This window comes from Paenibacillus amylolyticus (assembly GCF_051136285.1).
GTDB classification, from domain to species: Bacteria; Bacillota; Bacilli; order Paenibacillales; family Paenibacillaceae; genus Paenibacillus; species Paenibacillus amylolyticus_F.
Window position 1 is genome coordinate 3,252,571 of the sequence record NZ_CP194938.1, and the last position, 15,711, is coordinate 3,268,281.

Genomic DNA, 15,711 nt, shown 5'->3' on the forward strand with positions numbered 1-15,711 from the left:
TCAATCCACATCCTTCCGGCTGAAGTGCATCATGCCTATCAGCAGAATGATGATTCCTAAACCTGCACCCATCCCTGCGTACAGGTACGCGTTAGGAGCACTCCACGCCATCTGTGCCCAAGCCAGTGGAAATTGTGGAGAGATCATGAGTGAGAACATACCGGTGATGGCAAGAATAATGCCGAATGTAACCGGTAGCGCCTGATTTTTGGATACCAGCGTAAACCATAATTCAATAGACAATACAGGCAGCGCCCCAGCCAGCGGCATAAGTCCCAGCTTCAGAGCCTGTGACCACGGGATTTCTGTGGCATTGAAGCCAAGCACAAGGCCCAGACCAACAATCCCCGCTGTCAGTAACAAACATGAGATCATAAGCAGCACGCAAGCCAGCAAGAACTTGGCCAGGTAAACCGCAGGTCTGGAAATGGGCAGTGCCAGCACTTGCTTCCACGAGCCCTGCTCATGCTCAATCCCGGCAATCATCGAGCTCAATATCGTCGCACCCAGCATTAATGCGAGTGGCACAAATGTGATGACATTTCCAAACAACCCTTCCCACAGATTGTCTGCATACTGCTCTTTCAGATAATCCAGCCGCAGTCCGAAATTCAGTGCCTGCATTGCTGTTAACCCAATCGGGGCCAGAAACACAAGAAACCAGATGCCTTTACCACGAATCTTAAGCCAATCGGCAGATAACGCACGTCCTGTCATAGGGAAGCCCCCTCGCCAATGACACGCATGAAGAGATCCTCCAAAGACTGTCTCTGTTCTTCCACCCGGTACACATCATGGTCCTGTTCAATCAGGCGACGCACCAGCAGTGCAACTGCGTCGTTATCCATATAGGGAAACGTCAGCACAGCATCCTGTCTCTGACCGAACTGCCCCTGCTCGCGAGCCAGCTTCATCGCTTCCTCCGGTTCGGACACTGTGAGCCTAATAGAGCTTCCTGTCTGGCTGTGCAGACTTGCAATGGTGTCCTGTAACACCATTTTGCCATCCCGGATAATGCCGACACGACTTGCCATCTGCTCCACTTCACTCAGCAAGTGACTGGACACAAGAACAGTGATGCCATGCTCCAGCGGCATACGTTTGATAAGTTCCCGAATTTCCTGGATACCTGCCGGGTCCAGTCCGTTCGTTGGCTCATCCAGAATAAGCAGCTCCGGGTTACCCAGTAGCGCACTGGCAATCCCAAGACGCTGTTTCATCCCGAGAGAGTATCCTTTTACAGCCCGTTTAGCATCTTTAGTCAGATCAACAATAGACAGCACTTCGGCAATCCTTGATTTAGGCACATGGATAATACGCCGCAACACTTCAAGATTCTCCACTGCATTCAGATGTCCATAATAGGAAGGGTACTCCACCAGAGAACCAACACGGCGCAAAATGTCCATACGGTCCTTACGAATATCCTTGTCAAAAACCCGGATAACACCTTTGGTCGGTTTGATCAGACCAAGAAGCATGCGGATCGTTGTTGTTTTGCCGGCGCCGTTGGGACCGAGGAAGCCGTAGATATCTCCCTTTTTAATATGCAAGTCAAGTTCACGAACGGCTGCACGACCCTTGTATGTTTTCCATAAATTCGCTGTTTGAATAATATTTTCGCTCACGATTAATCACCTCGGAACTATCGTAACCTTCCAAGGTTAAAGCAGGCATACGTCCAAGTTTAAGTTTAGTTTAAAAAGAAACCTCGTGCCTCGGCTCAAGGTTCCTGGTTGTTATCTTTGCCACTATACAGATAGATGCGAACCCCTGCTTCAGAGCTATCCACCCGCTTCCGTAAACCCATCTCACGAATCAGCAAATCTACGATGGACAGACCAAGCCCTGTCCCCTTGGTTCCTGAATCAGGCTGAATTCCCGGCCCGTGATCTTCAATCACCACGGCAATTCGTCCTTGAATCGGCTCGGTGGAGAGGCGGATATACTTACCGCTTGCGGCATGACGAACTACATTTTGGAATAGATTGTCCAGCACACGCCTTAAGCCCTGCTCATCCACGTCCCAGATTAACGGAGTCTCCGGCAGGTCAATATCGATCTCAAATTCTTCTTTCTCCCACACGGGATACCATGAAGCGGCAGCCTCTCTAACCATCCGCAGCACATCTTTCTGCTCCAGCTTCAATGTATACCTTCCGCTAGCTAACAGATTATAAGAGAGCATATTGTCGATCAATTCACCGAGATCCTGCATCTTGCCTTCCATGCGATTCAGCGCCCGAACGCCTTGCTCGCTGAGGTTTTCCTTATGCAATGCATGCATATGCCCGCGAATTACGGTCAACGGAGTTCTCAAATCATGAGATAATCCCGCAACCAGCCGTTTGCGAAGCTGCTCCTCCTCCCGTTCACGCTGGAGACTCCCCGTTAACTGATACACCATCTGGTTAAAGGATTCCTCCAAATGCCCGATCTCATCCGACCTCCTCACGTCCACAGGAAGTGGTATGCCTTCCTTGCTCGGAGCAACCATTGCTGACTGCAAATGAATCAGCCGCTTGCGAATTTTAGCAAAGAACAGTACAGACATAATGATGAAGATGATAAAAACAGTGAGCATAACTACACCAAAATAGACGAATTCCATCAGTCCGCTACTGGAAGAATTCTGGAGCATCTCACGAGGGACTTCGATCACCATAAAACCTTGACCTTTGTTTTCATTCCCACCTCCAACATAAGCAACAACGGTCAAGGGATCGCGATAGAGGGCTTTTTTCATGAACTCTATCGTATCATTCGCTGTCCATGTTGCAGGAATTCGAGTCTCTACTTTTTCTCCGGTTGCCAACGACCATTTCAGTATGAAATCTGTATTTAAAGACCCAGGCTCCCCTTCCGAAGTATCTGAAGGATTTAATGACTTAGACTTCAGTACCGCTGCCTCTTCACCACCAAGCACTAACTTCGTTCTGCCTGCTGCATCCACTCGATACATAGCTGATTTGGGATAGTTTCCCTGAAGCTCTTTCATTCGTTGATCTATAATTTGGTCAGAAGCCCCACCCAGCTTTTTGGATTCACTAGTCCACAGATTGGTAATCCGTTCAGAGTTACCGTAAGGCGCTTCTTCAACGGGGGCTGCATTATTGATGATCACAATGAAAACTGTGGCTACCAGCGGCACCACAACAGGTACAAACAGTACCGCTGCCAAAATCAGAAGCATGTATCTGGACATCAGTGATCGCCCAAACTTTATTTTGGGACGGATAGGCTGTTCCGTTCTACTGTCTCTGTTCCGTTCAGACTTCCTTGCCTTCCGTTCTCTATACCATCTGATCATGGCTTCTTCACACGATAGCCCACACCACGCACCGTCTGAATAATCACCGGATTCGCCGGATCAAGCTCCAGCTTCTCGCGCAGATGCCGGATATGCACCATTAATGTCTTGTCCCCATCCAGATAAGACTCATTCCAGACCGCCTCGTAAATCTGTTCTTTGGTGCGGATCATGCCCATATGCCTGAGCAAATAAGCGAAGATGTGGAATTGTTTTCCTGATAAAATAATCTCTTCACCCGTCTGCTCATTGACGATCCTGTTATCTTGTTCATAGATCGACAGATGGTCCAATTTGAGAACCGTATCACTTGAACCGCCCGTGCCTGCCTTCCGCAGTTGAACCTCTATCCGCGCAGCAAGCTCGTCCGGATGGAACGGCTTGGTCACATAATCATCAGCAAAATCAAGCCCATGCAATTTGTCATCAATGGATGTTCTGGCCGAGAGCATAACGATGGGTACAGCAGGATGTTCCTTTTTCAAACGTTGCCCTACCGTAAAACCGTCCAGTCCCGGCAGCATGACATCCAGTATGACCAGAGAACAATCTGCCGCAGCCGCAGCAGCACCCTCGCCACTTCCCAGCCAGACAACCTCATATCCGCGTTCCTCCAGATCCTCTCTCACCCATGTTGCAATTTCGATGTCGTCCTCAATGTATAACAGTTTGGTTTTCATCATCTATGTACTCGTTTCCTTTCTATCCTCTTTGGGTTAATGATATATCTGGGCAGCGTTGCTTAACTGTATTGATTTTGTGACTTAATATTGAAATAGGTACGCTTCCTCGCCAGATTAAATGCAAGCTCGGTTGCACAAGCTACAATGTCCGTTTCCTTGGCTCGGCAACCATCATCTCAATGTCACTCGTTTGGAGTACGCCCTCTCTTTTCATACCTTCATTATAACGCAATCTGTTGTCACGTAATATGAAGCTATATCATTCAGCAATTACGATCTACATATTCTACGTACTATCTTTATCGTTCATTTCTACATCCAATCCTTTTAACATAGTTCATTTACATCTGACGGGAGGAATTATACATGCTGCTCGAAGCTATCTTTCATCAACCCAAACGGAACTGGGCTTACGCCTATGATCAGGATACAATCCGTCTGCGCCTGCGTGCCAAAAAAAATGATCTCACCGAGGTTTATGCTCTGACAGGAGATAAATATGCGTGGAAAGAAACCCGGAATAGGGTTCCTCTGACCAAATTCACTTCGGACTCTATGTTTGACTACTACGAAGGGGAAGTAAAGCCACCGTATCATCGGTTGAAGTATGCTTTTTTACTCCAAAGCGAAGATGAACACATCTGGATGACCGAAACGGATTTCCAGGAAGAGGAGCCAGATGATCCGGGCCGCATGTTCCAGTTCCCATATATTCATGCCGGAGCTGTATTTACTCCCCCGGCGTGGGTGAAGGATGCAATATTTTATCAGATTTTCCCTGAGCGTTTCGCTAATGGTAACCCTGAAATCAACCCAAAAGAAGTTGAACCTTGGGGCGGTGAACCTACCCCCTTCAATTTCTTTGGTGGTGACCTGCAAGGTGTGATGGATCATCTGGATTATCTCAGCGAACTGGGCATCAATGCCATTTACTTCACCCCGATTTTCGAAGCAACGACCAATCATAAGTATGATACCGAAGACTATCTGCGCGTAGACCGTCATTTCGGTGATGCAGATACCGTGAAACGTTTGGTTAAGCTGTGCCATGAACGAGGTATTCGTGTGCTGCTGGATGCGGTGTTTAACCATTCCGGCAAAACGTTTGCCCCATTCCTCGATGTGCAGAAGCACGGCTCCGAATCTAAATATAAAGATTGGTTCCATGTGCATGAATTCCCACTGGACGTGAAGAATGGCATTCCGACCTATGAGACTTTTGGCTTTGAGCCTCATATGCCTAAGCTGAATACAGAAAATCCAGATGTGAAGGCCTATTTGCTGGAGGTCGCCGAATATTGGATCAAAGAAGTAGGCACCGACGGCTGGCGCCTCGATGTCGCCGATGAAGTGGACGATGCCTTCTGGCGGGATTTCCGCCGTGTCGTCAAGGCAGCCAACCCGGACGCCTATATCCTGGGCGAGATATGGAACGAATCTTCTGCCTGGTTGCAAGGTGATCAGTTCGATGCCGCGATGAACTACCCGTTTACCGCAGCCGTAAATGCTTTCTTTGTGGAAGAAAAGATGCACGCCGAACAATTTGCCAACTCCATCGGTCGCCAGTTATCCCGCTATCCACTCCAGGCGAGTGAAGTAGCGTTCAACTTGCTTGACAGCCACGATACACCACGCCTGCTTACGCTATGTGATGGCGATCAACGCAAGATGAGGCTGGCTGCCTTATTCCAGTTCACATACATGGGAGCACCATGCATCTATTATGGCGATGAGATTGGCCTCGATGGCGAACATGATCCCGGATGCCGTAAATGTATGGAATGGGATGAAGCGAAGCAGGATCTGGAGTTACTTCGCTTTTACCAGAAATTGATTGCTCTGCGCCATGCTCATCCTGCACTGCGTGCAGAAGGCACGGTTCGTTTCCTGCAAGCCCAGGCGGGCGGAAGTCAGCTCGTCATGGAGCGGCAAAACGATGAGGAACGCATCCTGGTTCTGTTTAATCGTTCGGAGGAAACTGCCATTGTTGAACTGGAAGCTGGTCATCAGCCATGGAATGAGCTGTTTGAGGGCAATCATCGCACGGCTCTGGATAATGGTGTGCTTGCTATTGAATTACCTGCCTACGGATATGCAGTTATGCGCACCGAATTAGAGTAGACCAGGCGTATTGAAAAAGCCTGAAATAAATTCACCTACCTCATCCCGATATGACGGTCGATAGCTGATAGTTAGCTTGGCTGATCTATGATCCCAAACTACACTAAAACAAGCGCCCTTCACACCTGAGCTGTTCAGGTTGAAGGACGCTTGTTTACTTTGCTTTGACTTATTCTAAACCCTCGATCCGGCAAGCTCTGATTACTTACCTTCCATTTCCGGTTGTACTCCTGGTGCTTCTGAATCTGTTTCTGATGCCGCTTCCGGCTCTGCCCGCTTCGCCTTAGGTTTCGCCAGCTTCTGCATCATCTTGCGGCCTGTAGGTGTCTGGGCCAGCCCACCTTGCGCTGTCTCACGGTGACGGCTTGGCATGGCACTGCCTACCTCCAGCATAACGTCGATCACTTCGTCCGACGGAATGGCACTGCGTACGCCAGCGAGCGCCATATCAGCCGCAGCCAGTGCAGTAACGGCTCCGAGTCCGTTGCGCACAATACAAGGAATCTCTACAAGCCCGGCAACCGGATCACAGATGAGGCCCAGTGTATTTTTTAAAGCCAAGCCCACAGCATGCACAACTTGCTCCGGTGTTCCTCCACGAAGTTCCACCATGGCACCGGCAGCCATGCCGATCGCAGAGCCAACCTCGGCCTGACAACCACCCTCAGCACCAGAAATAAATGAATTGTTGGCAATAACATAACCGATGGCTCCGGCGCAGAACAATCCATTCACCAGATGTTCATCCGTCCAACCGAAGCGTTCCTGCGAGCTAATAAACACACCCGGAATGATGCCGCAAGATCCTGCCGTTGGCGTAGCCACGATTCGTCCCATCGAAGCGTTCACTTCCGATACACACAGTGCATAAGCCATGGCAAGGGCAGAAGCATCACCAGAGCATGTCTCGCCTTGGCGAATGTATTCGGCCATTTTTTTCCCGTCTCCGCCTGTCAGTCCGCTCCGCGAGGTTGTATCTTCTGTAAGTCCTTTACGAACCGCTTCCTTCATCACCTGGTAGTACTCCGACATCTGTTTCACCACGTCAGTTTCCGGTGTATTCGTCTCTTGCACCTGCTCTTCAATCATCAGCTGTGCAATCGTTTTGGACTCCGCAGTGCATATGGTATTCAATTCATGCAAATGTTTAAACCGCATTCGGATCAACCCCTCTCTTCAGATCAATCACACGAATATTGAGCACATGATCAAGTGAACGCAATCTTTTCAAAATTTCTTCACTCGGCGGAGCATCCATCTCCATTGCAGTAAGTGCTTCACCATCACGGGCTTTCCGATCCACTTGCATATACCCGATGTTCACTCCGGAAGAGCTGATCGTTGAGGTTACGGATGCCAGAACACCTGCTTTATCCGCATGACGCAAAACAAGTGTCGGGAACTCCCCGCTGATCTGTACGCGAAAATCATTCAGTGCATGCACGGACACACTACCGCCGCCGATGGAAGCCCCAATTAATGAGCACTCCCGTTCGCCGTGCCACAATTCAATCTTGACCGTATTGGGATGAGGGGCCGGCAGACCGCTCGTGTAAAAATCAACCTCCATACCGGCTTCCGACGCATGTTGCTCCGCATCCGGTATACGCGGATCATCTGTGACATAATCGAGCAGGCCTCCGATCAGTGCCAGATCTGTGCCATGTCCTTGATAGGTATCCGCAAATGAGCCGTATAACGTGAGCCGTGCACGTTCAGGCGTGCATCCCAGCCACTGACGTGCAATTCGCCCCAGTCTTGCAGCACCCGCTGTATGTGAACTGGATGGCCCCGTCATGGACGGACCAATAATTGAAAAAACATCTTTAAATCTCACCTTGTAACCCTCCAATTGGTTTCGTCATCGTCCTCCAGACAAGAAGACCACCATTATGTTCCTGATTTACTGAATGATGACATGAAAAAAGGACAGAAGAAGGCCGTTAGCCCTCTCTCTGTCCTTGATACCTGAGAGTTTCATGATAAGAAGCACACAGATGCTTTGCCTGTATTCCACAGGTGACACACCTTGCAAACTGCCCCTTAAACATATACCCCTTGGGTGGCGCATATTGCGCACTCTCCAGAGTTGCGTCCAACGATGGTACATTTACCTGAGAGATTAACCACTGCGCCGGGTGCGCAGCAGCTTGCTCCTTCGGTGCCTTGGCAGCATGCGATTTTACTCGGTCTGCCCAGGTCTCTCCCGCTCGTTATCATCCGCTGTAACATCATTGATTTAATTTTGCATGTTAGACCGCTGAATTTTCGATACATCTATAAGAATAGAGTAATGTACAGTATCCGATATGTCAACAAAAGTAACGTGCAATTATCATAAGCTAGACGTCAACTTTAAGTGAAAACAATGGAATTGATATTTCTCACTTCCGATGAAGCACTTGTGACACTTGTAGTTGCTGTGAATGCTATGCTTATCGTATACACATTGGTGGTCGTGGCAGTTGCAGTATCAACATAAGTGTTGGAAGAAAGAAATCGCAGCGTACCTGAAGAGTTCCCCGTTCTGGAAATCTGCAATTGGTTAATCAAAGCGCCGTTCACTCTCAGGTTAATGTTATAAGAGACGCTCCAGTTAGACCCTACAACCACTGCGATTTGCGTACTATTGTCAATTTTCACCCGTTGGCCTGTCACCACAGGCACATTCAGGGTCTGAATCGTCGTTTCAGTTGATAATGAAAGAGCCAATGATGATGTCTGACTGTCAGCAAACAAGGAAGAACTCGCTGGCGCAGATGCTGCTGTAGATCCTGTCGCACCTGTAACGCCAGTGGCTCCGGTCGTTCCCGTTGCACCTGTATTTCCAGTAACTCCGGTCGTGCCTGTTGCTCCTGTATTTCCAGTAGTCCCGGTCGTTCCCGTTACTCCTGTCGCACCTGTATCGCCAGTGACTCCAGTCGTCCCTGTTACTCCTGTTGCACCTGTATTTCCAGTAACTCCGGTCGTGCCTGTTACCCCTGTTGCTCCTGTATCTCCTGTAACTCCAGTCGCTCCCGTTACGCCTGTCGCACCTGTATTTCCAGTAACTCCAGTTGCTCCCGTTAAGCCTGTCGCACCTGTATTTCCAGTAACTCCGGTGGCTCCCGTTACGCCTGTTGCACCCGTATCACCAGTAATTCCAGTAGCTCCCGTTACGCCTGTTGCACCTGTATCTCCAGTGACTCCAGTCGTGCCTGTTGCACCCGTATCTCCAGTGACTCCAGTCGCTCCCGTTACTCCTGTCGTACCCGTTGCTCCTGTTGCACCTGTGTCACCAGTAACTCCAGTCGTTCCTGTTACGCCTGTTGCTCCTGTGTCACCAGTAACTCCGGTCGCTCCTGTCACGCCAGTCGCACCCGTATCTCCAGTAATTCCAGTTGCTCCCGTTACGCCTGTTGCTCCTGTATCGCCAGTGACTCCAGTCGTGCCCGTTACGCCTGTCGCACCTGTATCTCCTGTAATTCCTGTTGCACCTGTTCCCCCTGTCGCACCCGTATCTCCAGTAACTCCAGTCGTTCCTGTTACCCCTGTAGCTCCTGTATCTCCTGTAACTCCAGTTGTTCCTGTTACGCCTGTATCTCCTGTACCTCCAGTAACTCCGGTCGTGCCCGTTACGCCTGTCGCTCCTGTATCTCCAGTAACTCCAGTCGCTCCCGTTACGCCTGTTGCACCCGTATCACCAGTAATTCCAGTAGCTCCCGTTACGCCTGTTGCACCCGTATCTCCAGTGACTCCAGTCGCTCCCGTTACTCCTGTCGTACCCGTTGCTCCTGTTGCACCTGTGTCACCAGTAACTCCAGTCGTTCCTGTTACGCCTGTTGCTCCTGTGTCACCAGTAACTCCGGTCGCTCCTGTCACGCCAGTCGCACCCGTATCTCCAGTAATTCCAGTTGCTCCCGTTACGCCTGTTGCACCTGTATCTCCAGTAACTCCGGTCGTGCCCGTTACGCCTGTCGCTCCTGTACCTCCAGTAACTCCGGTCGTGCCCGTTACGCCTGTCGCTCCTGTATCTCCAGTAACTCCAGTCGCTCCCGTTACGCCTGTCGCACCCGTATCTCCAGTAACTCCAGTCGTTCCTGTTACCCCTGTTGCTCCTGTGTCACCAGTAACTCCGGTCGCTCCTGTCACGCCAGTCGCACCCGTATCTCCAGTAATTCCAGTTGCTCCCGTTACGCCTGTTGCACCTGTATCTCCAGTGACTCCAGTCGCTCCCGTTACGCCTGTCGCACCCGTATCTCCAGTAATTCCAGTCGTTCCCGTTACGCCTGTTGCACCTGTACCTCCAGTAACTCCGGTCGTGCCTGTTACCCCTGTTGCTCCTGTGTCACCAGTAACTCCGGTCGCTCCTGTCACGCCAGTCGCACCCGTATCTCCAGTAATTCCAGTTGCTCCCGTTACGCCTGTTGCACCTGTATCTCCAGTGACTCCAGTCGCTCCCGTTACGCCTGTTGCTCCTGTATTTCCAGTGACTCCAGTCGCTCCCGTTACGCCTGTTGCACCCGTATCTCCAGTGACTCCAGTCGCTCCCGTTACTCCTGTCGTACCCGTTGCTCCTGTTGCACCTGTGTCACCAGTAACTCCAGTCGTTCCTGTTACGCCTGTCGCACCTGTATCTCCTGTAATTCCTGTTGCACCTGTTCCCCCTGTCGCACCCGTATCTCCAGTAACTCCAGTCGTTCCTGTTACCCCTGTAGCTCCTGTATCTCCTGTAACTCCAGTTGTTCCTGTTACGCCTGTTGCACCTGTATCTCCAGTAACTCCGGTCGTGCCCGTTACGCCTGTCGCTCCTGTACCTCCAGTAACTCCGGTCGTGCCCGTTACGCCTGTTGCACCCGTATCTCCAGTGACTCCAGTCGCTCCCGTTACTCCAGTCGCTCCCGTTACTCCTGTCGTACCCGTTGCTCCTGTTGCACCTGTGTCACCAGTAACTCCAGTCGTTCCTGTTACGCCTGTTGCTCCTGTGTCACCAGTAACTCCGGTCGCTCCTGTCACGCCAGTCGCACCCGTATCTCCAGTAACTCCAGTTGTTCCTGTTACGCCTGTTGCACCTGTATCTCCAGTGACTCCAGTTGTTCCCGTTACGCCTGTTGCTCCTGTACCTCCAGTAACTCCGGTCACTCCCGTTACGCCTGTTGCACCTGTTGCACCTGTATCTCCAGTAACTCCAGTCGCTCCCGTTACGCCTGTTGCACCCGTATCACCAGTAACTCCGGTCGCTCCTGTCACGCCAGTCGCACCCGTATCTCCAGTAATTCCAGTTGCTCCCGTTACGCCTGTTGCTCCTGTTCCCCCTGTCGTACCCGTATCTCCAATGGCTCCAGTCGTGCCCGTTACGCCTGTCGCACCTGTATCTCCTGTAATTCCTGTTGCACCCGTATCTCCAGTAACTCCAGTCGTTCCTGTTCCCCCTGTCGCACCCGTATCTCCAGTAACTCCAGTTGTTCCTGTTACGCCTGTCGCTCCTGTACCTCCAGTAACTCCGGTCGTGCCCGTTACGCCTGTCGCTCCTGTACCTCCAGTAACTCCGGTCACTCCCGTTACGCCTGTTGCTCCTGTACCTCCAGTAACTCCGGTCACTCCCGTTACGCCTGTTGCACCTGTATCTCCAGTAACTCCGGTCACTCCCGTTACGCCTGTTGCACCTGTATCTCCAGTAACTCCAGTCGCTCCCGTTACGCCTGTTGCACCTGTATCTCCTGTAACTCCAGTCGCTCCCGTTACGCCTGTTGCACCTGTATCTCCAGTGACTCCAGTGACTCCAGTCGCTCCCGTTACGCCTGTCGCACCTGTACCTCCAGTAACTCCGGTCGTGCCTGTTACCCCTGTTGCTCCTGTGTCACCAGTAACTCCGGTCGCTCCTGTCACGCCAGTCGCACCTGTATCCCCAGTGACTCCGGTCGCTCCTGTCACGCCAGTCGCACCTGTATCCCCAGTGACTCCAGTCGTACCTGTTACGCCTGTTGCTCCTGTATCTCCAGTAATTCCAGTTGCTCCCGTTACGCCTGTCGTACCCGTTGCTCCTGTTGCACCTGTGTCACCAGTAACTCCGGTCACTCCCGTTACGCCTGCTGCACCTGTTCCCCCTGTCGCACCCGTATCTCCAATGGCTCCAGTCGTGCCCGTTACGCCTGTCGCACCCGCATTCCCAGTGAATCCGGTCGTTCCTGTTCCCCCTGTTGCACCTGTATCTCCAGTAACTCCGGTCGTTCCCGTTGCACCTGTCACGCCTGTAATTCCAGTTTCTGCTCCTAATAGTTCCTCAGATACTAAACGATGCGCAGCTACCAATTCTCCATTCTGGTTTTTTCCCCATACCGAAATCTGTACCTCTGCAACGGCAGCATCCCCCGTTGTGAAGACAAATTCAAACCCATCGAGATCAGCATAATAATCTTTCGTTATCACTTGGTTGGGTAGAACATTAAACAAGTCTTCAATATATAATGTACGAACACCCACCAATTGATATCCTTGAACCAAAACGGTATATATACTGGTTTCATTTCGATTGTCCAGCCTTACCGTAACTCTCTGGGTAGGACGCATCCCACTTCCCGCGACGATCGTATTTTCTATAGGACCCGTTGATAAAACAGCCATACTTTAGATGCCTCCTTTGCCCAGCTTACATTCACCAGATCGAGATCATCTTATATTTTTATGCAACACTCCTAATAATCTTGCAAGTCCTAGTCCGCCCTTTTATATATCCAAAGATTATTTGGACGACTCACGTCCCTCATAAAATAATCGTTTAGTAGGCATCAAACTTATAAACCATAATCACAACGCAACGACCACCACCCCTGATACAACCGTATTCACCATACGAAGCGACATATGTTCGGCAACAATGCCTGCAATTAGTATGGAAGCCACCTGTAATATCTGGAAAGAAACTTAAGAATCAGCGCCCCCTCATGAATGTACGTCAAAAAGCACAACCCTCGAACTACCTCATCCGAGTGTTATGCTTCCTTCTGCCTCTATATCTATCTCGTACTCCTTCCAACATAACAATTAACCGAAACGACCCATAATATATTCCTGCGTCAGACGATTGTCCGGGTTGGTAAAAATGTGCTCCGTCTCACCGTGTTCAATCAGGCTACCGAGATAAAAATAAGCCGTATAATCCGAGATGCGTGCCGCCTGCTGCATGTTATGGGTAACAATAACGATGCGTAGCTCCTGCTTCAGCTCCGAGATCAATTCCTCGACTTTACCCGTAGATACCGGATCAAGGGCAGATGCTGGCTCATCGAGCAACAGAATCTGCGGATCGACGGACAATGCTCGCGCGATACAGAGCCGTTGCTGCTGACCACCTGAGAGTGCCAAGGCCGATTCATGCAGTCTGTCCTTTACTTCATCCCAAAGTGCTGCGCGGCGTAAGCTTTTTTCCACAATCTCATCCAGTGCTTTCTTACTCTTCATACCGCGGTAGCGGGGGCCAAATGCGATATTGTTGTAGATAGACTTATGGAAAGGATTGGGCTTCTGCCACACCATGCCGATCTTCTGACGAAGCTTGATCACATCCGTACCTGGTTCGTTGAGGTCATTACCATCCATCCAGATGTGTCCCTCTGTGCGTGAACCGGCAATCTCATCATTCATCCGGTTCAATGAACGGAGAAATGTCGATTTACCGCAGCCGGACGGCCCAATCAGAGCCGTTACACTGGCTTCGGGAAAAGTCAGACTGATCTGTTTCACGGCCTGAAAATGTCCATAATATATGCTTAACTGTTCCGTACCAAATGGTATGGCCATGTGGGATTCCTCCTTATTTCGAAGCTGTCATCCGGCGGTATACCACCCGGCCGATCCAGCGTGCACTCAGATTGAATGCCAGTACCAGAATAACCAGCACGGCAGAAGCACCTGCTGCGATTTCTTTGGAATCTGGCCCAATGCCTTCACTGTTGACTTTCCAGATGTGCACAGCCAGTGTTTCCGCAGGACGCAACGGGTTGATCGGTGATCTTGGACTTGTTGGATTCCAGTCCGTAAAGTCCAGCGGTGGACTACTCATACCCGCAGTAAACATCAGGGCTGCAGCTTCACCGAAGATCCGACCAGATGCCAGAATGGTGCCCGTAATCAAGCTTGGCAGTGCCACAGGCAACAGGATGGACGTAATGATCTTCCATTTGGACAAACCAAGAGCAAGTCCTGCTTCCTTCTGCTCTTTGGGAACGGCCCGGAAAGCTTGCTCCGTCGTCCGAACCATCAGCGGCAAGTTGAAAATTGCCAGTGCCATCGCACCCGATAAGAGTGAGAAACCCAGGCCAAACGTATTGACGATCAGCAAGAGTCCGAACAAACCGATAACGATGGAAGGGAATGATGACAACACTTCGACAACCAGACGGATAAAACTTGTAATTCGACCTGGCTTGGCGTATTCCGCCATATAAATGCCCCCGCCCCAGCCGAGCGGGATCGTAATGATCAACGTTAATACAAGCAAAAAGATAGAGTTAAAGAGCTGCGGTCCAATTCCGCCGCCGCCTTTGAGTAATTGCGGTGCACTCGTCAGGAAGTGCCAGTTGATCTGACCGATCCCCCGGAACAGAATAAATCCGAGTAAACCGAGCAAAAGTACAACAATGAATAAAGCCAGAATCACGATGACTACTGTTGCAATTTTATCTGCTGTTTTTGGCTTCATTCTCATACCCGGTTCCTCCTTTCAAGCAGGCGAACCAGAATGACAAAGACAAAGGTCATTACCAGCAGGACAAGCGCCATGCTCCACAATGCATTGTTATGAACAGAACCCATCGTGGTGTTACCCATACTCAGGGTGATTACACTTGTTAATGTTGAAGCGGATTCGAGCAAGGATGTCGGTACATGCGGCGCATTACCGATAACCATCTGCACGGCGAGTGCTTCACCAAATGCACGAGCCATACCGAGGACAATACCTGTCAGCAATGCAGGCAGCACCGTCGGAATGATTACACGATAAATCGTTTGCCAGCGTGTTGCGCCAAGCGCATAAGAAGATTCACGCAAACCTTTAGGCAAAGCAGACAACGCATCTGCCATAATACTTGTTACCGTAGGCAGGATCATCACGGACAATACCAGACATCCGGCTGCAATCCCGATGCCGGCTCCTCCGAAGATGCTGCGTAACATGGGAACAATCACACTCAGACCGATAAATCCGTACACAACGGATGGAATACCGGAGAGCAATTCAATCGCAGGCTGTAGAATCTTTTTACCTTTACCCGGTACAATCTCTGTCATAAAGAGCGCTGCACACAGACTAAGTGGACTTGCAATCAACGCCGCAAGCAAGGTGGTTGTAAATGAACCGGTGATGAACGGCAATGCACCATAAACCGCAGGCTCGCCTGTCGGATTCCATGTTTTGCCGAATAAGAATTCACGCAGACTTATACCATCCTGGAAAAAGGTTGATAAGCCTTTGGACGCCACAAAATATACGATGGAAAACATGACAACGATCAGGAAAACGACACATATCGACGTGTAGATCCGTCCCGTCCACTCTTCCCAGTAATGTTTCTCTCTCAAGGGCCGGCGTGGTTTCAGCTTATTGTTCATTACCGT

11 protein-coding genes and 2 riboswitches are annotated in these 15,711 nt (G+C 50.4%); of the genes, 1 reads left to right on the plus strand and 10 read right to left on the minus strand.

Annotation, left to right across the window (positions count from 1 at the left end):
* The 4 genes from ACR8BL_RS14185 to ACR8BL_RS14200 all read right to left on the minus strand — a co-directional run bounded on the left by ACR8BL_RS14185 (position 1) and on the right by ACR8BL_RS14200 (position 3,990).
* Entirely contained in the window at positions 1-717 is a 717-nt protein-coding gene (locus ACR8BL_RS14185; protein ID WP_434748270.1) for an ABC transporter permease, read from the minus strand.
* Complete coding sequence (locus ACR8BL_RS14190) at positions 714-1,628, minus strand: ABC transporter ATP-binding protein (protein WP_434748271.1); 915 nt, start codon at positions 1,626-1,628, stop codon at positions 714-716. The genes ACR8BL_RS14185 and ACR8BL_RS14190 overlap by 4 nt, the downstream gene beginning before the upstream one ends.
* A gap of 95 nt (positions 1,629-1,723) precedes the next feature.
* On the minus strand, positions 1,724-3,310 hold the full coding sequence (locus ACR8BL_RS14195) for an ATP-binding protein (protein WP_434748272.1): 1,587 nt from the start codon (positions 3,308-3,310) through the stop codon (positions 1,724-1,726).
* Positions 3,307-3,990 carry a response regulator transcription factor gene (locus tag ACR8BL_RS14200; RefSeq protein ID WP_434753123.1) on the minus strand — a complete coding sequence of 228 codons (684 nt, stop codon included), beginning with the start codon at positions 3,988-3,990 and terminating at the stop codon, positions 3,307-3,309. The genes ACR8BL_RS14195 and ACR8BL_RS14200 overlap by 4 nt, the downstream gene beginning before the upstream one ends.
* Before the next feature lie 369 nt (positions 3,991-4,359).
* Between ACR8BL_RS14200 and ACR8BL_RS14205 the strand changes: the two genes are divergently transcribed.
* Positions 4,360-6,114, plus strand: coding sequence for an alpha-glycosidase (locus ACR8BL_RS14205; RefSeq protein ID WP_434748273.1), 1,755 nt, complete (start codon positions 4,360-4,362; stop codon positions 6,112-6,114).
* A 201-nt stretch (positions 6,115-6,315) separates the two neighbouring features.
* Here the strand turns inward: ACR8BL_RS14205 and sdaAA are convergent, their stop codons facing one another.
* From sdaAA to pstC, 6 genes are all read right to left on the minus strand, one after another.
* Positions 6,316-7,272, minus strand: coding sequence for an L-serine ammonia-lyase, iron-sulfur-dependent, subunit alpha (gene sdaAA / locus ACR8BL_RS14210; RefSeq protein WP_434748274.1), 957 nt, complete (start codon positions 7,270-7,272; stop codon positions 6,316-6,318).
* Complete coding sequence (sdaAB, locus tag ACR8BL_RS14215) at positions 7,262-7,951, minus strand: L-serine ammonia-lyase, iron-sulfur-dependent subunit beta (protein WP_434748275.1); 690 nt, start codon at positions 7,949-7,951, stop codon at positions 7,262-7,264. The genes sdaAA and sdaAB overlap by 11 nt, the downstream gene beginning before the upstream one ends.
* Positions 7,952-8,067: 116 nt before the next feature.
* Positions 8,068-8,203, minus strand: a riboswitch (glycine riboswitch).
* Positions 8,204-8,207: 4 nt separating this feature from the next.
* Positions 8,208-8,333: riboswitch (glycine riboswitch) on the minus strand.
* Positions 8,334-8,469: 136 nt separating this feature from the next.
* Complete coding sequence (locus ACR8BL_RS14220; protein ID WP_434748276.1) at positions 8,470-12,717, minus strand: beta strand repeat-containing protein; 4,248 nt, start codon at positions 12,715-12,717, stop codon at positions 8,470-8,472.
* A gap of 420 nt (positions 12,718-13,137) precedes the next feature.
* Positions 13,138-13,893, minus strand: coding sequence for a phosphate ABC transporter ATP-binding protein PstB (gene pstB, locus ACR8BL_RS14225; protein ID WP_434748277.1), 756 nt, complete (start codon positions 13,891-13,893; stop codon positions 13,138-13,140).
* A 13-nt stretch (positions 13,894-13,906) separates the two neighbouring features.
* Positions 13,907-14,794: a phosphate ABC transporter permease PstA gene (pstA, locus tag ACR8BL_RS14230; protein WP_434753124.1), complete on the minus strand. Its 888-nt coding sequence runs from the start codon at positions 14,792-14,794 to the stop codon at positions 13,907-13,909.
* Between the two features lie 2 nt (positions 14,795-14,796).
* The gene (pstC, locus tag ACR8BL_RS14235; protein ID WP_434748278.1) at positions 14,797-15,705 is read right to left on the minus strand and encodes a phosphate ABC transporter permease subunit PstC; all 909 of its coding nucleotides are present in this window, start codon (positions 15,703-15,705) and stop codon (positions 14,797-14,799) included.
* Positions 15,706-15,711: the final 6 nt, after the last annotated feature.

Bases quoted from the DNA above. Each gene is read 5' to 3' on its own strand.
- ACR8BL_RS14185 (WP_434748270.1), bottom strand. From the start codon at position 717: ATGACAGGACGTGCGTTATCTGCCGATTGGCTTAAGATTCGTGGTAAA.
- ACR8BL_RS14195 (WP_434748272.1), bottom strand. From the start codon at position 3,310: ATGATCAGATGGTATAGAGAACGGAAGGCAAGGAAGTCTGAACGGAAC.
- ACR8BL_RS14200 (WP_434753123.1), bottom strand. From the start codon at position 3,990: ATGAAAACCAAACTGTTATACATTGAGGACGACATCGAAATTGCAACA.
- ACR8BL_RS14205 (WP_434748273.1), top strand. From the start codon at position 4,360: ATGCTGCTCGAAGCTATCTTTCATCAACCCAAACGGAACTGGGCTTAC.
- sdaAA (WP_434748274.1), bottom strand. From the start codon at position 7,272: ATGCGGTTTAAACATTTGCATGAATTGAATACCATATGCACTGCGGAG.
- ACR8BL_RS14220 (WP_434748276.1), bottom strand. From the start codon at position 12,717: ATGGCTGTTTTATCAACGGGTCCTATAGAAAATACGATCGTCGCGGGA.
- pstB (WP_434748277.1), bottom strand. From the start codon at position 13,893: ATGGCCATACCATTTGGTACGGAACAGTTAAGCATATATTATGGACAT.
- pstA (WP_434753124.1), bottom strand. From the start codon at position 14,794: ATGAAGCCAAAAACAGCAGATAAAATTGCAACAGTAGTCATCGTGATT.
- pstC (WP_434748278.1), bottom strand. From the start codon at position 15,705: ATGAACAATAAGCTGAAACCACGCCGGCCCTTGAGAGAGAAACATTAC.